We start from the raw sequence: 19555 nt of genomic DNA, 5'->3' as shown, positions 1-19555 counted from the left end.
CGCATGCCTCTGGAAGCCTCTGCCCTCACCCCCCCTCTCGTTCTTCTTGCCCAGCAACTCGGCGCGCATGCGCTCGGCTGGTTTCTTTCGATCTGGACCGCGTCGGTGCTCGGCGCGGGCGCCGTCTGCTGGGTGCTGCAGCGGCGCCACTTCAAGGCCCGCGATGCGGAGGAGCCCAGCGAGCCGCGTATCGCGGTCGGGCTCGCCGCGGGCTTTCTGCTGATCCTGGCGGCGGCGAGCGTGTTCGCATGGATCGCCTCGAACCTCTCGGACGGACGCGCGATGGGCCTGGCCGACCAGGCGCTGGCCGATGCCATCGGCACCCATGTGCCGTGGGCGGCGCTGGTCGCGTTCAGCTGGCTCACGCACCTGGGCGACTTCGCCTTTCTTGCGCCGGTGTGCCTGATCGTCGCCGCCGTCCTGTGGCGCCATGCGCACCACAGCCTCGCGCTGGGCTGGGTGCTGGCGCTCGGCGGCATCGTGGTGCTGAACCCCGCGCTCAAGCACATCTTCGAGCGGGCCCGGCCGGTGCACGACCACGGGTTGACCCTGGAGACGAGCTACAGCTTTCCGAGCGGGCACAGCTCGGGTGCGATCGTGAGTTACGGAATGCTGCTGTACCTGGCGCTGCGGACACTGCCGGCGCGCTGGCATGTGCCGGCGGCCATGGCCGCCGTGGGCGCCATCCTGACCATCGCGTGCAGCCGCATCTTTCTGCAGGTGCACTTCGCGAGCGATGTGGTGGCCGGCCTCCTGACGGGCCTGGCCTGGCTGCTCGTGTGCGTGAGCAGCCTGGAATACGCGCGGCACCGCAAGCGCCGCGCCGCGCGCTGATCGGGGATCAATACTCCCAGAAGATGCGTTGCAGTTCCTTGGTGTTGTTGGTCTTCGTGAGAGCCACCATTGCCAGGATGCGCGCCTTCTGCGGGCGCAGGTCGTGCGCCACCACCCAGTCGTTCTTGTCGTCGGGCTGCTCGGCGTTGCGAATGACGAAGCCGTCGGGCACGCGCGAGCTGCGGATCACGATCACGCCGTCGGCGCGCGCCTTCTGCAGGTTCGGAACGATGCGGTCGGCCACCGAGCCGTTGCCCGTGCCGCCGTGCACCAGCGCCTTGGCGCCGCTTTTGGCGATCGCGTCGATGGCCACCGACGACACGCCTTCGTAGCCCATGGCAATTTCCACCGGCGGCAGCGCGTTGATGCTGTCGATATCGAACTCCGAATTCATGGTGTGGCGCTTGACCGGCGCGCGGAACCAGTAGTTCTTGCCCTCGACCACCATCCCCAGCGGGCCCCACTGGCTGGAGAAGGCGCTGGTCTTGATGTTGACGTTCTTGCTCACGTCGCGGCCGCTGTCGATGTTGTCGCCCATCGTCACCAGCACGCCCTTGCCCATGGCGTCCTTGCTGCCCGCCACGTTCACCGCGTCGTACAGGTTGAGCGCGCCGTCGGCCGACAGGGCCGTGCCCGGACGCATCGATCCGACCACGACGATCGGCTTGTTGGTGTGCACCGTCAGGGTCAGGAAGTAGGCGGTTTCTTCGAGCGTGTCGGTGCCGTGGGTGATGACGATGCCGTCGACATCCGACTGCTTGGACAGCGCCGAGACGCGCTTGGCCAGCGTCAGCAGGTTGTCGTTGGTGAGGCTTTCCGAGGCAACCTGGAAGACCTGCTCACCGCGCACGTTGGCGACCTTGGCAAGCTCAGGCAGGCCGGCGATGAGCTTGTCCACGCCGACCTTGGCGGCCGCGTAGGTGGCGCTGTTGACGGCCGAGGCGCCGGCACCGGCAATGGTGCCGCCGGTGGCGAGGATGACCACGTTGGGCAGCGCCTGCTGCGCCTGCTGCGCCTGTGCGAGCGTGCTGGCGGCCAGCAGGGCGGCGCCCGCGGCAAAGGCCCTGAAACGGGGGGAAAGGTACATGGAAAGACTCCTTGGGTCCGAGGTTGTTTGTCTGAAAGCGGCGAGGAAGATACATGAACCATGCCGGCATGCGCCCTGTCGCCATGCCGGCACGGCATGCGGCCATGCGCCAAGGATTACCATCGGCCCGGCGCCCTGCCGCCGACCGCCTGCCCTTCCAGCCATGAACGCCAACACCGCCGACAGCGCCATCCTGCCCCCCGCCACCGCCCAGGAAATGCCCGCCCCCGACGGTCCGCTGTCGCGCGCCCGCCCGGGGCGCGAGCGCATCATGGCGGCCATCCGCACCGCGGCGGTGGCCGAGTTCAGCCTGCATGGCCTCAAGGGCACCTCCACCCAGGCCATTGCGGCGCGCGCGGGCCTCACCAAGCCCCAGCTGCACTACTACATCGCCGGCAAGGAAGAGCTCTACGAAGAGCTGCTGATGCAGGTGCTGCATGCGTGGAAGGTGGTGTTCTCGTTCGAGGACGCGAGCGATCCCGCCACCGTGCTGGGCAGCTACATCCGCAAGAAGCTGGACCACGCCATCGACAGCCCCGAGATGTCGCGCATCTTCACCCGCGAAATCCTGGACGGCGGCCGCAACCTGGACCGCTACTGGCCCAACGCGCGGGCGTGGACGCAGAAGAAGGTGGACGTGATCAACGGCTGGATCGCGCGCGGACAGATGCGGCCGCTGGATGCGCGCATCCTGCTGATGCACATCTGGGCCATGACCCAGAGCTACGCCGACTACGCGATCCAGACGCGCGTGATGCTGGGCCTGCCGCCCGATGCGCCCATCGACCGCGAGCCGATCGCGCGCGAGCTGGTGGCCTTTGTGCTGGGCGGCTGCGGCATCGAGGCCTGAAAAGACGGGTGGCAGCCGACCACGTCGGCCTGCGGTACGTCTGGCTGATGTAAATCGAGGGTAGCAAGAGCAGGTCGGGCGGGCGCTGCTCGAGCGAGACGCGTCAGCCCGCCGCCCGCTCGCCCCTCTGCAACACCAATCACCAGTCCGGTGCACCCGCGCTGGCACGTCGCTTGCATAACCTGACCACTTGCTCTGATTAAGCGGTCAAACACACCATGCGCGTGCTCGTCGTCTACTGCCACCCGGTCGAAACCAGCTTCCATGCCGCCCTGCACCAGGAGGTGCTGAAGAACCTGCGCGCCGCCGGGCACGAGGTGGACGACTGCGACCTGTACGCCGAGGGCTTCAACCCGGTGCTGTCGCGCGAGGAGCGGCTGGGCTACCACGACGTGCCGGCCAACCAGCTGCCGCTGCAGCCTTATGTGGAGCGGCTGCAGTGGGCCGAGGCCATCGTCTTCTGCTTTCCGACCTGGTGCTTCGGCCTGCCGGCGATGCTCAAGGGCTACTTCGACCGGCTCTTCATGCCGGGCGTGGCCTTCGACATCAGCGACCCGGCCAACGTGAAGCCGATGCTCACGCACATCAAGCGCATCAGCGCCGTGGTCACCTACGGCCGTCCGCGCTGGGTGGCGATGTACATGGGCGACCCGCCGCGAAAGATCGTCACGCGCTACATGAAGCGGCTCACCGGCCAGAAGGCGAAGGTGGACTACCACGCCCACTACCACATGAACGTGGCGACCGAGCCCCAGCTCAAGCGCTTCATGGCGCGGGTGGGGCAAGCCATGGCGCGCTTCGCATGAACGCGCCCGTGTTGCTCGACAACGCGCGCCTGCCGCGCTGGCTGTTGCCCTCCAACTGGCCGCAGCGCGATGGCGTGCCGGTGCTGGCGCGAATCGCGCTCGAAGCGGGCCGTGTTCAATCTGTACAGCCGGCCGACAAGGCCGAGTCCGCGCCCGAAAGCTGGGACCTCGCCGGCACCCTCGTGCTCCCGGGCTTCGTCGACGCCCACACGCACCTGGACAAGGCCTTCACGCTCCCGCGCATGAAAGAGGTGCGGCCGGGCCTGCTCGGCGCCATCGATGCGATGCTCGCCGACCGCGTGCACTGGAGCCCCGCCGACGTGCGCGAGCGTGCCGCGCGCGGCCTGCAGTGGGCCTGGGAATGCGGCACCACGCATGTGCGCACGCACGTCGACTGGTGGGAGCCCGACGCGGTGCCGCTCGCATGGCCTGTGATGGCCGAACTCGCGGAGGAATGGGCCGGCAAGGTGCGGCTGGAGCAGGTGAGCCTGATCAAGCTGCCGCTGTTCGAAGACGCGGCGCAGGCGCTGCGCCTGGCCAAACAAGTCAAGGCCACCGGCCCGCATGCGCTGCTCGGCGGCTTCGTGCATTCGACCAACTGGAGCGAGAACGCGCTGCGCAACCTGCTCAATGCAGCGCAGGCCTGCGAGCTCGACATCGACCTGCACGTCGACGAAGAACTCAACGCCTCGGCGGTGGGCCTTGAGACCACCGCGCGCATCCTGCGCGAGATCGGCTTCGAAGGCCGCGTGGTCTGCGGCCACATCTGCGCGCTCGCGTCGCAGCCCGAGGCACAGGCCTTCGCCACGCTCGATGCGGTGGCGCGCGCGCCGATCACCGTCGTCTCGCTGCCCGCCACCAACCTGCTGCTGCAGGACGCCGTCACCGGCCGCACGCCGCGGCTGCGCGGCATCACGCTCGTGAAGGAAATACGCGAGCGCGGCATTCCGCTGCTGTTCGCGAGCGACAACGTGCAAGACCCGTTCTGCCGCCTCGGCAGCTTCGACCCCGTCGAGGCGATGGGCACGGCCGCGCTGGTCGCGCAGCTGGACGAACCCTTCGACAACTGGTCGCAGGCGCTGTGCCGCAGCGACTGGCTGCAACGCACGCCCCCCACGACGGCGCCCACGCTGGTCGGCGCCAAGGCCGACCTGGTGCTGTTCACGCAGGCCGACCGCCACGGCTGGCCTTCGCGCACCGCCACCCGCGTGGTGCTGCGCGAGGGCCGCGTGACGCACGGCGATGCCACGCGCTTCTCTCCCAAGTAAAGAACAAGCAAGGACTTCCCATGCTCCACGGCTACATCCCGCCCCACCGCTTCCTGCCCTACCTGAGCTGGACCGAAATCGCCGCGCTGCCCGACCGCGAGAACACGGTCATCGTGCTGCCCTGCGGCGCCATCGAGCAGCACGGCCCGCACCTGCCGTGCTCGGTCGACAGCGTGATCGCCTCGGGCGTGATGGGCCGGGCGCTCGAAAAACTCCCCGCCGAGGTGCGCGCCTTCGCGCTGCCGACCATCACCTACGGCAAGTCGGAAGAGCACCTGCACTTCCCGGGCACGATGACGCTGACCGGCACCACGCTGCTCTCGACCGTGACCGAGATCGGCGAATCGGTCTACCGCGCGGGCTTTCGCAAGCTGCTGTTCGCCAATGGCCACGGCGGCCAGCCGCAGGTGCTGGAGATGGCGGCGCGCGAGCTGCGGCTGCGGCATGGCGACTACGTGGTGGTGCCGCACGGCGTGTCGCGCCTGCCGAATGCGTCGAGCAAGCAGATCAGCGAACAGGAAAAGCGCCTGTCGATGCACGCCGGCCATTCCGAGACCGCGCTGATGCTCGCGCTCGCGCCTGACACGGTGCACATGGAGCGCGCGGCCGCCAACTTTCCGCCGCCCTTCCCGATCAAGCTGCTGTCGGCCGACGGACGCCCGGCCTGCGCATGGACCGCGCGCGACTTCGGCCCCAGCGGCGTGATCGGCGACCCGACCAGCGCCACGCGCGAGCAGGGCATCGAGATCCTGGAGACGCTCTCGGACAGCTGGGTGCAGGCGCTGACCGAGCTGCATGCGCTGCGCTGGGTGGTGCGCGAGGAGCCCACGTGGGAGCGCGGCCATCAGCAGGGCTTCATCCAGCAGTCGTTCGCGCCGGCCTGAGGCGCAGTCCTTGCATCGCACCCTTTTTCCCCTTCATCCACCCCGCCTTCTGGAGGTTTCCACCATGCGTTCCTTCGCTCTTTCCCTGGCCGGCGCCGCCGCGCTGTCGCTGCTCACGGCCGCCGTACCCGCACAGGCCCAGGACAAGTTCACCTACATGACCAACTGGTACGCGCAGGCCGAGCACGGCGGCTTCTACCAGGCGGTGGCGCAGGGCATCTACAAGAAGTACGGGCTGGACGTGACCATCAAGATGGGCGGCCCGCAGGTCAACATCACGCAGATGATGGCGGCCGGCCAGGCCGACTGCATCATGGGCTCCAGCGACATCCAGATGATGCAGGTGCGCGAAGGCGGCGTGCCGGTGGTCAACGTGGCGGCCTTCTTCCAGAAGGACCCGCAGGTGCTGATCGCGCACGACGACGTGAAGAAGTTCGAAGATCTCAAGGGCAAGACGCTCTTGATCGGCGCGCAGGCCAACCGCGGCTACTGGCCGTGGCTGAAGGCCAGGTTCGGCCTCACCGACGAACAGACGCGGCCCTACACCTTCAACATCCAGCCCTTCGTGGCGGACAAGAACACCGCGCAGCAGGGCTACCTGACCTCCGAGCCCTACGCGATTCAAAAGGCCGGCGTGAAGACTACGGTGCTGATGTTCAGCGACCACGGCTTCCCGGCGTACGCGACCACGGTGTCGTGCATGGAGAAGACGGTGAAGGACCGCAGCAAGCAGGTCGCCGCCTTCGTGAAGGCGTCGGCCGAGGGCTGGAAGAGCTACCTCGCCGACCCGGCGCCCGCCAACGCGCTGATCAAGAAGGACAACCCCAACATGACCGACGACCAGCTGGCCTACAGCGTGGCCAAGCTCAAGGAAATGGGCATGGTCACCGGCGGCGACGCGGCCAAGCTGGGCATCGGCGTGATGACGGATGCGCGCGCCAAGGCGAGCTACGACTTTCTCGTGACGGCGAAGCTGCTGGACCCCGCGAAGGTGGAGCTGGCGAAGACCTACACCACCGAGTTCGTCAAAGACGCCAAGGTCTTGCCCTGAACTTCCGCGCCCCATGAACCGCATCGAGCCCCACACCCTCGCCCCACCGACAGCACCCGCCGTGCCCGCGGTGGAAGTGCTCTCGGCCGAGAAGACCTACCCCAACGGCACGCAGGCGCTGCTGCCGGTGGACCTGTCGATCGCAGAGGGCGAGTTCGTCACGCTGCTGGGGCCCTCGGGCTGCGGCAAGAGCACGCTGCTGAAGATGGTGGCGGGCATGCTGGAGCCCAGCGACGGGCGCCTCCTGGTGTGGCGCAAGCCGGTGAGCCAGTTGCACGACAGCGCGCGGCGCATGTCCTTCGTGTTCCAGTCGCCCACGCTGATGCCGTGGGCCAGCGTGCAGACCAATGTGCGGTTGCCGCTGGACCTGGCCGGCGTGCCGCGCAAGGAAGCGGATGCGCGGGTGACGGAATCGCTCGCGCTCGTGGGGCTGGAGAAGTTCGCGGGCGCGCTGCCGCGTGCGCTCTCGGGCGGCATGCAGATGCGCGTGTCGATCGCGCGCGGATTGGTCACACAGCCCGACCTGCTCTTGATGGACGAACCCTTCGGCGCGCTCGACGAGATCACGCGCCACAAGCTCGACGCCGACCTGCTGGAGCTCTGGCGCAAGAAGAAGCTCACGGTGATCTTCGTGACGCACTCGATCCATGAAGCGGTGTTCCTGTCGAGCCGCGTGGTGATGATGGCCGCGCGCCCGGGGCGCGTGGTGGAGCAGTTCCAGATCGACGAGCCGTATCCGCGCCATGCCGACTTCATGGTGACGCCCGAGTTCGCGAAGTACGCCAAGCGCCTGCAGGACAGCCTGCTGCGCGCGAGCCAGGGCGACGAGGAGCATGCGCAATGAAGCCGCGCACGCCCCTCCTGAACCAGCCGCGCGTGCAGCGCGTGCTGTACCCGGTGCTGATCGGCGTGGTGCTGGTCGCGCTCTGGCAATGGATGGTGGTGGCGATGGAGCTGCCGCCCTACCTCGTGCCCTCGCCGTATCTCATGATGCAGACGCTGGTGACCGACTGGGTGCCGCTGGGCAATGCGCTGCTGGTCACGCTCAAGATCACGGTGCTGTCGTTCGTGCTGGCGACGGTGGCGGGCGTGTTGATCTCGTTCCTGTTCGTGCAGAGCAAGCGCATCGAGACTGCCCTCTTTCCGTATGCGGTGCTGCTGCAGGTGACGCCCATCGTGGCGGTGGCGCCGCTGATCATCATCTGGGTGAAGAACCCGGTGGCCGCGATGACGGTGTGCGCGGCGCTGGTGGCGCTGTTCCCGATCATCAGCAACACCACGCTGGGCCTGCGCAGCATTGACCCCGACCTGCAGAGCTACTTCAAGCTGAACCGCGCGACGCGCTGGCAGCAGCTGGTGCGGCTGCGCATTCCGAGTGCGCTGCCGTACTTCTTCGGAGGCCTCCGCATCTCCAGCGGGCTCGCGCTGATCGGCGCTGTGGTCGCCGAGTTTGTGGCTGGCACCGGCGGCTCTGGCGCGGGGCTGGCGTACCAGATCCTGCAGGCGGGCTTCCAGCTGAACATTCCGCGCATGTTTGCGGCGCTGCTGCTGATTTCACTGACCGGCGTGGCGCTCTTCGTGCTGATGGCCTGGCTCACCAAGGTGGCGCTGGGCTCGTGGCATGCGAGCGAACTTTCTCAAGACTGACACCGACCTCACACCGACGACGACCATGAACGCTCCCGTTTCCGCCATCGAGCAGTTGCTGCTCGAACTGCCCGACCTCGACTGGATCACCGACGAAGGCCGCGTCACGCGCCTCTCGCAGGATTTTTCGTGGTTCAGCCCCGTGCTGAACCGCCAGCTGAAAGACAAGCGTGCCGATGTGGTGGTGCGCCCGCGCACCGAGGACGAGATCCGCGCCGTGGTGGGTGCGTGCGCGCGCCGCGGCGTGCCGATCGTCATTCGCGGCAGCGGCACCGGCAACTACGGCCAGACCACGCCGCTCGCGGGCGGTGTGGTGCTCGACATGACGGGCTACAACGCGTGCCTCTGGGTGCAGCCCGGCGTGGCGCGCGCGCAGGCGGGCATCCGGCTCGGCGAACTGGAGAAGCAGACCAAGCCTTCGGGTCAGGAGATGCGCTGCGTGCCTTCCACCTACCGCAGCGCGACGCTGGGGGGGCTTTTCGGCGGCGGCTTTGGCGGCGTAGGCTCCATCAACTACGGGCCGCTGGGTGCGCCCGGCAATGTGCTGGGCATCCGCGCGATGACCATCGAGGCCGAGCCGCAGGTGGTCGAGCTGCGCGGCGCCGAGGCGATGCGCATGCACCATCTGTGGGGCACCAACGGGCTGGTGCTGGAGCTGGAGATTGCGCTGGCGCCCGCGCACCCATGGCTGGAAACGCTGGTGACTTTCGACGACTTCGAGAACGCGCTGCACTTTGCTGACAAGCTCGCGAACGGGCCGGGCATCGTGAAGCGCGAGATTGCGTTCTTTGCGGCGCCGATCTCCGATCACCTCGCGCAGCTCGCGGCGCACTTGCCCAAGGGCTGCCACACGGTGCTGTCGCTGGTGGCGGAATCGTGCGAGCCTGCATTGCTGCAGCTGGTCGAAGCGCACGGCGGCACCGTCGGCTACCGCAAGACGGCGGCCGAGGTGCAGAAGAGCAACCGCACGCTGATGGAGTTCACCTGGAACCACACGACGCTGCATGCGCTGAAGGTGAACCCCACGCTCACCTACCTGCAGAGCGGCTTCATTCCCGGCAGGCACGTCGCGCAGATCATCGAGATGGAAAAGCTCTTGGGCGGCGAGGTGATGATGCACATCGAATTCATCCGCAACGTGGCCGGGCTCATGACCTGCAGCGGGCTGCAGCTGGTGCGCTTCAGCACCGAAGAACGGCTTGCGGAAATCATCGACATCCACCGTGCGCACGACGTGCACATCAACAACCCGCATGTGAACATCGTGGAAGACGGCAAGGCCGGCGGAGCGCTGCCGCCGGAGGTCATCGCGATGAAGAAGCGCTTCGATCCGATGGGTTTGCTGAACCCGGGCAAGCTGCGCGACTGGCCGGTGCAGCCAGCGGCCTGAGGGCGCTCAGCGTCGGCGTCGACCCAGCGCGAAAGCGATGGCCACGATGGCGAGCATCGCGATCCACAACGGCCACAGGCCGAACGGCGCCACCCAGCGCGCGTAGGGCGTGAGGCCGCTGCGGCCTTCGACCGTGGCTTCGAGCACGCCGCGCGTGAGGCGTGGCAGCTGGTGCGTCACGCGGCCATAGGCATCGATGACGACGGTCGCGCCGGTGTTGGTGGCGCGCACCATCGGCCGGGCGAATTCGAGCGAGCGCATGCGCGAGATGGACAGGTGCTCGTCGATGGCCACCGAGTCGCCGAACCAGGCGATGTTGCTCACATTCAGCAGGATGGTGGGGGCCGTCGCCTCGTCGCGGAAGTTCGCGCCGATCTCGTCGCCGAACAAATCTTCGTAGCAGATGTTGGGCGCGATGCGCTGGCCCTGCCAGACAAAGGGCGCTTGCGCGAGGCCGCCGCGCTGGAAGTCGCCGAGCGGAATGTTCATCATCTGGATGAACCAGCGAAAGCCCGGCGGGATGAATTCGCCGAAAGGCACCAGATGGTGCTTGCTGTATTTGTACGGCTGCGCTGCACCAGGCTGGAAGCCGAGCACCGCATTGCTGTAGCCGCCGCGGCCGCCCAGGGGCAGGCCGACGATGGCCGCCTGCGTGCCGCTGCTGTAGCGTGCCTGGATCGCTTCAAGATAACCGGGCGGCAGCTGCTGGGGCAGCAGGGGCACGGCGGTTTCGGGTGTGACGACGAGCGAGGCCTTGGCATCCCGCAGCTGCTCGCCGTACCAGCGCAGGGCGGTTTCGATGCCGCCGCCGGGAATGAACTTCTCGTCTTGCGGGATGTTGCCCTGCAGCAGCGCCACCTGGAGGCTGCCGGTGCTGGCGCCGCGCAGCGACGGTGCGAGGTGCGGGAAGCCGAACAGGATGGCTATCAGCACAAGTCCCGCCGCGACCTCGGCCTTGCGAGCCAGCGGCCCCAGCACCAGGAGCGCCATCACGAGCGCGGCGATGGCGCCAATGCCGTAGACGCCGATCCACGGCGCCCACGCGGCCAACGGGCCTTCGATGTGCGCATAGCCGCCGGCGCCCCAGGGGAAGCCGGTGAACCAGCTGCCGCGCACGAGTTCGGCGAGTGTCCAGAGCGCGGCGAAGACCAGCGCCCCGGCAATGCGCCCCTTCGGTCCGCGCACCACGAACCAGGCGGCGGCTGCGGCGTAGTAAAGCCCCAGCGCGGCCGCCAGTGCCAGCACGGCAATGGCAGCCAGCGGCGCGGGAAGGCCGCCGTAGGTGTGCATCGAGATGAAGAGCCACCAGAAGCTGCCGGTGAGCCAGGCGGTCGAGAAGAGCCAGGCGTGCAGGCCGGCGCGGCGCCAGCCGGCGCCCTCGGCGCGGAGGCTGTCGAGCAGCCAGACCAGCGCGCCCATCGAGAGGAGTTGAAGCCACCACAGCGGCCGGCCGTCGGCGGGCCATGCGATGGACAGTGCCTGCGCCAGTCCGGCAAGCCCGAAGCCGAGCAGGCGGAACCGGGCAACGCCGGGAGTAGCGGGCAGTACGCGCGCCTTCGCTGCTGGGGGCAGCGGCATCAATCGGCCGCGTCGCTGCCGCGGGCCGGCGACACCTTGAACCAGCGCACCGCGCCGCCCTTGGTGTGCAGCACCACGAAGTCGAAGCCGCCCATCGCATGGTGCTCGCCGCGCTTGGGCACATGGCCCATCTCGTGCGCGATCAGGCCGCCGATGGTGTCGAAGTCTTCGCTCAGTTGCTCTTCGTCGAACACGATGCCGAAGGCCTCGGCCACGCGCTCGATGGGGGTGTCGCCCGAGACGCGGTAGGTGTGGTCGGCCAGGCCGAAGATGTCGCCCTCATCTTCGGCGATGTCGAACTCGTCCTCGATTTCGCCGACGATCTGCTCGAGCACGTCCTCGATGGTGATGAGGCCGGCCACCCGGCCGAACTCGTCGATGACGATGGCCAGGTGATTGCGGTTGCCGCGGAACTCGCGCAAGAGGTCGTTCAGGCCCTTGCTCTCGGGCACGAACACGGCCGGCCGCAGCAACGCGCGAATGTTCAGGCCCGGCGCGCGCTGCAGCTTGAGCAGGTCCTTCGCGAGCAGGATGCCGATGATGTTTTCTTTTTCCCCCTCGTACACCGGAAAGCGCGAGTGCGCGGTGTCGATGATGAGGTGCAGGAGTGCATCGAATGGCGCGTCGATGTTGATGACGTCCATGCGCGGTGCCGCGACCATCACGTCGCCGGCGGTCATGTCGGCCATGCGCAGCACGCCTTCGAGCATCACGCGCGACTCGGCGCCGATCACCTCGTTGTCCTCGGCGTCGGCCAAGGTTTCGATCAGCTCGTCGCGCGAGTCTGGTCCGGGGTGGATGAATTCGGCAAGCTTCTGGAGGAAGCCGCGCTTGTCTTCCCGTTCTACGGGTGCGCGTTCAGGGTGAGGTTCGGCCACTGCGGGAGGGCGTAGTTGGGGAGGGGCAAGGATAACGGATTGCGTGTGACACGCACCACCGCTCGGGCGTCATAGGCCCTTTAGGCGCCTTCGGAGAACCTCAAGGGGCGGATTTGCTCCGAGCGTCTCTGATGCCGCTGCGCACTTCCTGCAGGCTGGCCAGGAAGGCCCAGAACTGCTTGGCGCGGCTCTTGAGAGCAAAGTCCACCGCAGCGTAGTGCTCCAGCGATATCTGGCTCATGCGGCTGTCGAAGGTGGCAATGGGCAGCAGCAGATGGGCTTCGGCTTCCGCGCCGCTGCGCACCACGGTCGCGCCGGCGTTGCGGGCGATCTTGAGCATGGCGGCGTTTTCGCTCAGCGCATGGATGAAGAGCATGCCCACGCCTTCGTTGCGGGCCACCACCACCGCGCGCTCGAACAGGCGGGCGCCGTAGCCGCGGCCGCGGGCGTGCGCAGCCACCGAAACGCCGAACTCGGCGCAGTCGCTGTGCTGGTCGCCGGGCGCAAAGGCCAGGTGCGACATGGCGATCAGCTCGAGGCGGCGGTTGTAGATGCCGAAGATTTCGTCGCGCTCGAAATCGAGGCCGTCGACATAGCGTTGAACCTGTTCGTCGGCGGCGGCATAGCCGAAACGCAAGTAGCGGTCGTGAGGGGTCAGCGCCAGCAGGTGCTGGGCAATGCGCTCCCGCTCGCGCGGGCCGATCGAGCGGATCGGCACCATGACAGGCTGGGGCGCGGAAACAGCGCGTGGCTGGGTCTCAACCATCGGCGCTTTCAGGAAAGAGCCGAGGCCTAGAGACGCCTTGAGGAGGGTCTTGGCGGTAAGCATGGCTCGAATGTAAGGGTTTTCCCTTAATCGACAAGGCCGCAGGGGCACTTCCAGGACACATTCGTGACCTGCTACCAGATTGCGTGGCGCTCGAGCAACCGCTGTGCGGCTAAACCGGCACAGCTGTTGTGGCCTTGACACGGTCCAGCACAAAGCTGGTCTTGCAGTCTTCCACGCTGGGGTGCTTGAGCAGGGTGTCCATGATGAAGCGGCTGTAGTGCGCCATGTCGGCCACCACGACGCGCAGCAGGTAGTCCATGTCGCCTGTCAGGGCCGCGCATTCGACCACCTCGGGCCAGGTCTGCACGCTGGCGCGGAAGAGGTCCATCGGATTGCGCTTGTGGCTTTCGGTGTGCTTTTCGAGCCGCACGTTGAGGTAGGCGGTCAGGCCCAGGCCGATGACCTCCGGCCGTACCAGGGCGACGTAGCGGTCGATGACGCCGTTTTCCTCCAGGCGCTTGACCCGCCGCAGCACGGCGCTCGGCGACAGGCTGACCTGCTCGGCCAGTTGGTCGTAGGTGGCGCGGCCGTCTGCTTGCAGCGTGCGCAGAATGAGCCTATCAATCTTGTCCAGTGCTTCCATGACGCGATTTTTGCAGTTTTACTGCGTCATTGCCATCTGTGGCGCCCGACAACGCTGAAAACTTGAGCGGCATCCGGCCTACATTGCAGGGCTGGCGGTTTTCGCCTATCTCTTATCTATTCGTTTCCCCCACCTTCTGGAGACCGCTCATGAGCCAAGCCGACGCACCCGCCTTCACCCCTTGGGACAACCCGATGGGCACCGACGGCTTCGAATTCATCGAATACGCGGCGCCGGATCCGGTCGCCATGGGCAAGGTGTTCGAGCGCATGGGCTTCGTGCCCGTGGCCAAGCACCGCCACAAGAACGTGCTGCTGTACCGCCAGGGCACGATCAACTTCATCCTGAACGCCGAGCCCGATTCCTTTGCCCAGCGCTTCGCGCGCGAGCACGGCCCCAGCGTCTGCGCCATCGCCTTCCGCGTGCAGGACGCCAAGCAGGCCTACGAGCGCGCGACCGCGCTGGGCGCCTGGGGCTTTGCCGACAAGGCCGGTCCTGGCGAGCTGAACATCCCCGCCATCAAGGGCGTGGGCGACAGCCTGATCTACTTGGTGGACCGCTGGCCCGGCAAGAACGGCGCGCAGCCGGGCGACATCGGCAACATCGGTTTCTACGACGTCGACTTCGAGGCGCTGCCGGGCGTCTCGCCGCAGCAGGCGCTGTCGCCGGTGGGCAATGGCCTCACCTACGTCGACCACCTCACGCACAACGTGTACCGCGGCCGCATGAACGTGTGGGCCGGCTTCTACGAGAAGCTCTTCAACTTCCGCGAGATCAAGTACTTCGACATCGAAGGCCAGGTGACCGGAGTGAAGAGCAAGGCCATGACTAGCCCCTGCGGCAAGATCCGCATCCCGATCAACGAAGAGGGCAAGGAACAGGCCGGCCAGATCCAGGAGTACCTGGACATGTACAAGGGCGAAGGCATCCAGCACATCGCGATGGGCTCGGACGACCTGTATGCCACCGTCGATGCGATGCGCGCCAAGGGCGTCGTGCTGCTGGACACCATCGACACCTACTACGAACTGGTCGACAAGCGCATTCCGGAGCACGGCGAAAGCGTGGCCGAACTGAAGAAGCGCAAGATCCTGATCGACGGCAAGAAGGACGCGCTGCTGCTGCAGATCTTCAGCGAGAACCAGCTGGGCCCGATCTTCTTCGAGTTCATCCAGCGCAAGGGCGACGACGGCTTCGGCAACGGCAACTTCAAGGCGCTGTTCGAGAGCATCGAGCTCGACCAGATGCGCCGTGGCGTGCTGAGCGCCGCAAAATAAGGCTCCTTTCAACCCGCCTCATGGCCCAGGAGTCCGCATGCGCAGCAGCACGTCTTCGATCGGTTTGACTTTCATCGCGGCGGCTGCCGCCGTTCTCTCGGGTTGCGCGATGGCGCCGGCGGCAACGCCGGTGGCCGCCTCGCACCTTGACGCGGTACAGAAGGCCGCGGTGCTGCGCATCTGCACCCCGGGCGACTACAAGCCCTTCAGCTTCCAGAAGACCGATGCCTCGTTCGAAGGCATCGACGTCGACCTGATGACGGGCTTCAGCGCGAGCCTCGGCGCGAAACCGCAGTGGGTGAAGACCACCTGGGCCAACCTGCTGCCCGACCTGGCCGCCGGCAAGTGCGACATCGCGGTGGGCGGCGTCTCGGTCACCACCGAGCGGCAGAAGCGCGCCTTCTTCAGCATGCCCTACATGGTCAACGGCAAGACGCCGATCGCGCGCTGCGCCGACGTGGCCAAGTACCAGAGCGTGGCGGCCATCGACCAGCCGAGCACCCGCGTGATCTTCAATCCGGGCGGCAGCAACGAACGCTTTGCACGCACCAACTTCAAGCAGGCCAAGCTCACGCTGCACGGCGAGAACGTGACGATCTTCGACGAGATCCTCGCCAACCGCGCCGACGTGTTCGTGACCGAAGCGGCCGAAGCCATCACGCAGCAAAGGCTCAAGCCGGGCCTGTGCGCGGTGAACCCAGACAAGCCGCTGCAGTACGGCGAAATGGCCTGGATGCTGCCGCGCGACGATGTGGCCTTCAAGTCGTACGTCGACCAGTGGCTGCATCTGCAGCAAGCCGGCGGCGACTTCCAGCGCACGATGGACCGCTGGCTCAAATAAACAGAGAAACACAACTCCCCATGGACACCCCCGCCGCCGCTGTTGTCACTCCCGCCGTCTACGGCGCCTCGGACCGCCCTCCTCGCGGCGACTATTCGCGCGGCGGCACGGTGCATGCCGACTACACCTGCCCGCAGGACTGGGCCAGCTACACGGTGGCCGACCACGACACCTACAAGCGGCTCTACGAGCGGCAGGCCGCGCAGTTGCCGGGCCTGGCCTGCGACGCGTTCATCAACGCCTTGCCTTCGCTGGGCGTGAAGGACCGCATTCCCCGCTTCGAGGAAATCAACGAGCGGCTGCACAAGGCCACGGGCTGGGAAATCGTGGCGGTGCCCGGGCTGATTCCGGAGCTGCCCTTCTTCACGCTGCTTGCCAACCGCAAGTTTCCGGTGACGGACTGGATCCGCAAGCCCGATGAGTTCAATTACATCGTCGAACCCGATGTGTTCCACGACCTCTTCGGCCACGTGCCGATGCTGTTCGACCCGACCTTCGCCGACTATGTGCAGCGCTATGGCGCCGGCGGCATCAAGGCGCACGAACTGGGCGCGGGCGAAAAGCTTTCGCGGCTGTACTGGTACACGGTGGAGTTCGGCCTGATTCGCCAACCCGAAGGCCTGCGCGCCTACGGCGCCGGCATCCTGAGTTCGGTGGGAGAGCTCAAGCACGCGGTGCTCAGCGACGAGCCGCGCCGGCTGCCGCTCGATTTGCTGCGCGCCATGCGCACGCGCTACAAGATCGACACCTACCAGGCCAACTACTTCGTGATCGAGAGCTTCGCGCAGCTCTTCGACCTCACGGCGCCCGACTTCACGCCGATCTACGACGCGCTGAAGGTAGAGCCCGACATCGAAGCCGGCGTGCTGCTGCCGGGCGAGACCGGCAAGGCCTGATCACGTCGCATCTATCGCCTGCGCGACAGCGCATGCAGGCACCCTAGGACAAGCCCGCTGGCGGCTGGGAGTCACTGGCTCCCACAATCCGCGCCAAAGGAGCTTGCATGCAGACATCCGCGCGACAAAACTATCCGGCCGGGGTACCTCAGGAGATCGATCCCGAGCAATACCGGTCATTGCCCCACATGTTCGAGGAGGCCTTCGGCCGCTACAAGGACCGGCCGTTCTCGGTCTGCATGGAGCGCTGGATGACTTACGGCGAACTCGATGTGCTGTCGAAGGCACTGGGCGCCTGGCTGCAGTCGAAGGGCCTCGAGCCCGGCGCGCGGGTGGCGATCATGCTGCCCAACATTCCGCAGTTTGCCGTCACGATGTGCGGCGTGCTGCGTGCCGGCTACACCTGCGTGAACGTGAACCCGCTCTACACCGCGCGCGAACTGGAGCATCAGCTCAAGGATTCGGGCGCGACGGCGATCGTCATTCTCGAGAACTTCGCATCCACGCTCGAGCAGGTGATCGAGCGCACGCCGGTCAAGCATGTGGTGATGACCTCGATGGGCGATCTGCTCGGCGGACTCTATGGCGCGTGGATCACTATTGCCGTGCGCCACCTGGCCAAGATGGTGCCGCCGTACAAGCTGCCGCTGAGCGATGGCCGCACGGTGACGCCGTTCACGCAGGCGATCTCCGAGGGACGCGGACGCACACTGGCGGCCGATCAGAGCACGCTCGATTCGATTGCCTTCCTGCAGTACACCGGCGGCACGACCGGCTTGTCGAAGGGCGCCGTGCTGACCCATCGCAACATCGCCGCGGCGACGCTGCAGGCCGAGGCCTGGTTCACGCCGGCGTTGGCCCGTGCCGGCGACCTCGCGAAGGTCAACAGCATCGCGGCGCTCCCGCTGTATCACATCTTCGCGCTGACGCTGTGCCTGCTGGTGATCCGCCAGGGTTCGCACATGACGCTGATCCCTAACCCGCGCGACTTCAACAAGTTCATCGCAGTGCTGAAGAAGCGGCCATTCCACATGCTGCCGGCGGTGAACACGCTGTTCAACGCACTGCTGATGCATCCGGAGTTCAAGACGATTGACTTCTCGACGCTGTTCGTCTCGCAGGCGGGGGGCATGGCCGCGTCGGAAGGCACGGCGCGCAAGTGGTTCGAGGCGACCGGCTGCCCGATGATCGAGGGCTGGGGCATGAGCGAGACCTGTGCAATCGGCACCAACAATCCAGTGTCGAACACGAAGTTCACCGGCACCATCGGGCTGCCGTTGCCGAGCATAGAGATTGCGATCAAGGACGATGAGGGCAATTCGGTACCCGTTGGCGAATCCGGCGAGTTGTGCATCAAGGGCCCCAACGTGATGACGGGCTACTACAACCAACCCGCGGAGACCGCTGCGGCGTTCACCGCCGATGGCTTCATGCGGACGGGCGATATCGCCGTGATGCAGGAGGATGGCTACAGCCGCATCGTCGATCGCAAGAAGGACATGATCCTGGTGAGCGGTTTCAACGTGTTCCCGAACGAACTGGAGAACGTGATTTCGCTATGCCCCGGTGTTGTCGAATGCGCGGCGGTAGGCGTGCCCGACGAGAAACAGGGCGAGGCGATCAAGGTCTTCGTGGTCCGCAGGGATCCGAATCTCACTGAAGACGCGGTGCTGCAGTACTGCAATGGGCAGCTCACCGGCTACAAGCGGCCGAAGCACATCGAGTTTCGCGATTCGTTGCCGAAGACCAATGTCGGGAAGATCCTTCGCCGCGAACTGCGCACCAGTGCGAGCGCCTGAATGAGCAACGCTGCGGCGGGCGCCGGCTTGCCGGCGAATGTCGTCGTGTTCGAGCGCGGGTGGCTGTCATCGAACAACATCCTGTTCGTCGGCGCTCGCGAAACTGCCTTGGTCGACACCGGCTATGCCACGCATGCCGATCAGACGCTCGCGTTGGTGGAATCAGTGCTGGGCTCGCGGTCGCTCGACCGTGTGCTGAACACGCATTTGCACAGCGATCATTGCGGAGGGAACGCTGCATTGCAACGGCGCTATCCGTCAGTTCGGACGGAAATACCTCCCGGCGAAGCAGCATTGGTGGAACGGTGGGATGAGCATCGACTGAGTTTTCTGGCAACCGGGCAGATCTGCCCGCGGTTTACCTTCACCGGGCTGCTGCAGCCGGGGACGGAATGCATGCTCGGTGACAGCGCATGGGAAGTGCACAGTGCGCCAGGTCACGATCCGCATTCGGTCATCCTGTTCGATCCCGCTTCACGGACGCTGATTTCAGCGGATGCACTCTGGGAAAACGGATTTGGCATCGCGTTTCCCGAGCTGGCGGGCGAGCCCTCATTCGGAGAGATGGCCGCGACGCTGGATCTCATCGCGGAGTTGGCGCCGCTGCAGGTTATTCCTGGGCATGGCCGTGTGTTCAACGAAGTCGACAAGGCACTGGCCACCGCGCGTCGTCGCCTCGACGGTCTGCAGCGCAATCCGGTGAAGCATGCCCGGCATGCAATCAAGGTACTGATGAAGTTCAAGCTGATGGAGGTCCACTCCATCAGCCTTGAGGACTGGTCTGCCTGGCTTCAAGGCACGCCGTACCTGGATGCCATTCATCTGCGTTTCTTTGCAGGAGAAGCGCTGGGTCAATTGACTGGAGATATTCAAGCCGAATTGATTGCTGCGGGTGCTGCAGAGATGGACTCTTTGAGCATACGCAACATTTGAATCCAATCTCGTTTTTCGATTTCGAGATTAAACCGTCCACGCAAAGCAAAAAACCCCAGTCAGTGTTGACTGGGGTTTTCTGGGCTGTAAGAGCCTGACGATGACCTACTTTCACACGGGAACC

At 66.1% G+C, this 19555-nt stretch carries 19 protein-coding genes; 14 read left to right on the top strand and 5 right to left on the bottom strand.

All coding sequences use genetic code 11. The annotated features are described in order from the left end of the window. Positions 1-3 precede the first annotated feature (3 nt). A complete protein-coding gene (locus tag ABIC90_RS23580; protein ID WP_354358453.1) occupies positions 4-834 on the top strand; it encodes a phosphatase PAP2 family protein in 831 nt (276 codons plus the stop codon). A 7-nt stretch (positions 835-841) separates the two neighbouring features. Here the strand turns inward: ABIC90_RS23580 and ABIC90_RS23575 are convergent, their stop codons facing one another. Continuing rightward, positions 842-1921, bottom strand: coding sequence for an asparaginase (locus ABIC90_RS23575; RefSeq protein ID WP_354358451.1), 1080 nt, complete (start codon positions 1919-1921; stop codon positions 842-844). Between the two features lie 163 nt (positions 1922-2084). Here ABIC90_RS23575 and ABIC90_RS23570 point away from each other — a divergent pair, with 163 nt between their 5' ends. The 8 genes from ABIC90_RS23570 (at position 2085) to ABIC90_RS23535 (ending at position 9817) form a co-directional block, all read left to right on the top strand. Continuing rightward, complete coding sequence (locus ABIC90_RS23570; protein WP_436318243.1) at positions 2085-2771, top strand: TetR/AcrR family transcriptional regulator; 687 nt, start codon at positions 2085-2087, stop codon at positions 2769-2771. Positions 2772-2989: 218 nt separating this feature from the next. Continuing rightward, positions 2990-3577 carry an NAD(P)H-dependent oxidoreductase gene (locus ABIC90_RS23565; RefSeq protein WP_354358449.1) on the top strand — a complete coding sequence of 196 codons (588 nt, stop codon included), beginning with the start codon at positions 2990-2992 and terminating at the stop codon, positions 3575-3577. After that, positions 3574-4845, top strand: coding sequence for an amidohydrolase family protein (locus ABIC90_RS23560; protein WP_354358447.1), 1272 nt, complete (start codon positions 3574-3576; stop codon positions 4843-4845). The genes ABIC90_RS23565 and ABIC90_RS23560 overlap by 4 nt, the downstream gene beginning before the upstream one ends. Positions 4846-4865: 20 nt before the next feature. After that, positions 4866-5729, top strand: coding sequence for a creatininase family protein (locus tag ABIC90_RS23555; RefSeq protein ID WP_198788969.1), 864 nt, complete (start codon positions 4866-4868; stop codon positions 5727-5729). Between the two features lie 64 nt (positions 5730-5793). Continuing rightward, a complete protein-coding gene (locus ABIC90_RS23550) occupies positions 5794-6780 on the top strand; it encodes an ABC transporter substrate-binding protein (RefSeq protein ID WP_354358445.1) in 987 nt (328 codons plus the stop codon). Between the two features lie 13 nt (positions 6781-6793). Beyond that, the gene (locus ABIC90_RS23545) at positions 6794-7624 is read left to right on the top strand and encodes an ABC transporter ATP-binding protein (RefSeq protein WP_354358443.1); all 831 of its coding nucleotides are present in this window, start codon (positions 6794-6796) and stop codon (positions 7622-7624) included. After that, complete coding sequence (locus ABIC90_RS23540) at positions 7621-8427, top strand: ABC transporter permease (RefSeq protein WP_354358442.1); 807 nt, start codon at positions 7621-7623, stop codon at positions 8425-8427. The genes ABIC90_RS23545 and ABIC90_RS23540 overlap by 4 nt, the downstream gene beginning before the upstream one ends. 25 nt (positions 8428-8452) lie before the next feature. Beyond that, complete coding sequence (locus ABIC90_RS23535) at positions 8453-9817, top strand: FAD-binding oxidoreductase (RefSeq protein ID WP_354358441.1); 1365 nt, start codon at positions 8453-8455, stop codon at positions 9815-9817. Between the two features lie 6 nt (positions 9818-9823). On the opposite strand, the gene lnt is transcribed toward ABIC90_RS23535, so the two are convergent. The 4 genes from lnt to ABIC90_RS23515 form a co-directional block, all read right to left on the bottom strand. Then, complete coding sequence (lnt, locus tag ABIC90_RS23530) at positions 9824-11395, bottom strand: apolipoprotein N-acyltransferase (protein ID WP_354358440.1); 1572 nt, start codon at positions 11393-11395, stop codon at positions 9824-9826. Then, positions 11395-12273, bottom strand: coding sequence for an HlyC/CorC family transporter (locus ABIC90_RS23525; protein WP_354358438.1), 879 nt, complete (start codon positions 12271-12273; stop codon positions 11395-11397). Before ABIC90_RS23525 ends, lnt begins: the two co-directional genes overlap by 1 nt. A gap of 100 nt (positions 12274-12373) precedes the next feature. Continuing rightward, complete coding sequence (locus ABIC90_RS23520; RefSeq protein WP_354358436.1) at positions 12374-13102, bottom strand: GNAT family N-acetyltransferase; 729 nt, start codon at positions 13100-13102, stop codon at positions 12374-12376. 109 nt (positions 13103-13211) lie between these two features. Beyond that, positions 13212-13685, bottom strand: coding sequence for an Lrp/AsnC family transcriptional regulator (locus ABIC90_RS23515; RefSeq protein WP_257864965.1), 474 nt, complete (start codon positions 13683-13685; stop codon positions 13212-13214). A gap of 149 nt (positions 13686-13834) precedes the next feature. On the opposite strand from ABIC90_RS23515, the gene hppD reads away from it, so the two are divergent. The 5 genes from hppD (at position 13835) to ABIC90_RS23490 (ending at position 19431) form a co-directional block, all read left to right on the top strand. After that, positions 13835-14962: a 4-hydroxyphenylpyruvate dioxygenase gene (hppD, locus tag ABIC90_RS23510; RefSeq protein WP_354358434.1), complete on the top strand. Its 1128-nt coding sequence runs from the start codon at positions 13835-13837 to the stop codon at positions 14960-14962. Positions 14963-14999: 37 nt separating this feature from the next. Next, positions 15000-15803: a transporter substrate-binding domain-containing protein gene (locus ABIC90_RS23505; RefSeq protein ID WP_354358432.1), complete on the top strand. Its 804-nt coding sequence runs from the start codon at positions 15000-15002 to the stop codon at positions 15801-15803. Between the two features lie 20 nt (positions 15804-15823). Beyond that, entirely contained in the window at positions 15824-16699 is an 876-nt protein-coding gene (phhA, locus tag ABIC90_RS23500; RefSeq protein ID WP_354358430.1) for a phenylalanine 4-monooxygenase, read from the top strand. Positions 16700-16806: 107 nt separating this feature from the next. Then, entirely contained in the window at positions 16807-18498 is a 1692-nt protein-coding gene (locus tag ABIC90_RS23495; protein ID WP_354358428.1) for an AMP-binding protein, read from the top strand. Beyond that, positions 18499-19431, top strand: a complete 933-nt coding sequence (locus ABIC90_RS23490) for an MBL fold metallo-hydrolase (RefSeq protein ID WP_354358426.1) — start codon at positions 18499-18501, stop codon at positions 19429-19431. The last annotated feature ends 124 nt before the right edge of the window (positions 19432-19555 follow it).

It is taken from the genome of Variovorax boronicumulans, assembly GCF_040544675.1.
Taxonomy (GTDB): Bacteria; Pseudomonadota; Gammaproteobacteria; order Burkholderiales; family Burkholderiaceae_C; genus Variovorax; species Variovorax boronicumulans_D.
Note: the sequence above shows the minus strand (reverse complement) of the source record. Positions and strands in the feature narration are given on the sequence as shown.

Coding starts and splice junctions, on each gene's coding strand:
- hppD (WP_354358434.1), top strand. CDS start 13,835: ATGAGCCAAGCCGACGCACCCGCCTTCACCCCTTGGGACAACCCGATG.
- ABIC90_RS23520 (WP_354358436.1), bottom strand. CDS start 13,102: ATGCTTACCGCCAAGACCCTCCTCAAGGCGTCTCTAGGCCTCGGCTCT.
- ABIC90_RS23555 (WP_198788969.1), top strand. CDS start 4,866: ATGCTCCACGGCTACATCCCGCCCCACCGCTTCCTGCCCTACCTGAGC.
- ABIC90_RS23515 (WP_257864965.1), bottom strand. CDS start 13,685: ATGGAAGCACTGGACAAGATTGATAGGCTCATTCTGCGCACGCTGCAA.
- ABIC90_RS23570 (WP_436318243.1), top strand. CDS start 2,085: ATGAACGCCAACACCGCCGACAGCGCCATCCTGCCCCCCGCCACCGCC.
- ABIC90_RS23495 (WP_354358428.1), top strand. CDS start 16,807: ATGCAGACATCCGCGCGACAAAACTATCCGGCCGGGGTACCTCAGGAG.
- lnt (WP_354358440.1), bottom strand. CDS start 11,395: ATGCCGCTGCCCCCAGCAGCGAAGGCGCGCGTACTGCCCGCTACTCCC.
- ABIC90_RS23580 (WP_354358453.1), top strand. CDS start 4: ATGCCTCTGGAAGCCTCTGCCCTCACCCCCCCTCTCGTTCTTCTTGCC.
- ABIC90_RS23490 (WP_354358426.1), top strand. CDS start 18,499: ATGAGCAACGCTGCGGCGGGCGCCGGCTTGCCGGCGAATGTCGTCGTG.
- ABIC90_RS23535 (WP_354358441.1), top strand. CDS start 8,453: ATGAACGCTCCCGTTTCCGCCATCGAGCAGTTGCTGCTCGAACTGCCC.
- phhA (WP_354358430.1), top strand. CDS start 15,824: ATGGACACCCCCGCCGCCGCTGTTGTCACTCCCGCCGTCTACGGCGCC.
- ABIC90_RS23575 (WP_354358451.1), bottom strand. CDS start 1,921: ATGTACCTTTCCCCCCGTTTCAGGGCCTTTGCCGCGGGCGCCGCCCTG.
- ABIC90_RS23540 (WP_354358442.1), top strand. CDS start 7,621: ATGAAGCCGCGCACGCCCCTCCTGAACCAGCCGCGCGTGCAGCGCGTG.
- ABIC90_RS23565 (WP_354358449.1), top strand. CDS start 2,990: ATGCGCGTGCTCGTCGTCTACTGCCACCCGGTCGAAACCAGCTTCCAT.
- ABIC90_RS23545 (WP_354358443.1), top strand. CDS start 6,794: ATGAACCGCATCGAGCCCCACACCCTCGCCCCACCGACAGCACCCGCC.
- ABIC90_RS23560 (WP_354358447.1), top strand. CDS start 3,574: ATGAACGCGCCCGTGTTGCTCGACAACGCGCGCCTGCCGCGCTGGCTG.
- ABIC90_RS23550 (WP_354358445.1), top strand. CDS start 5,794: ATGCGTTCCTTCGCTCTTTCCCTGGCCGGCGCCGCCGCGCTGTCGCTG.
- ABIC90_RS23505 (WP_354358432.1), top strand. CDS start 15,000: ATGCGCAGCAGCACGTCTTCGATCGGTTTGACTTTCATCGCGGCGGCT.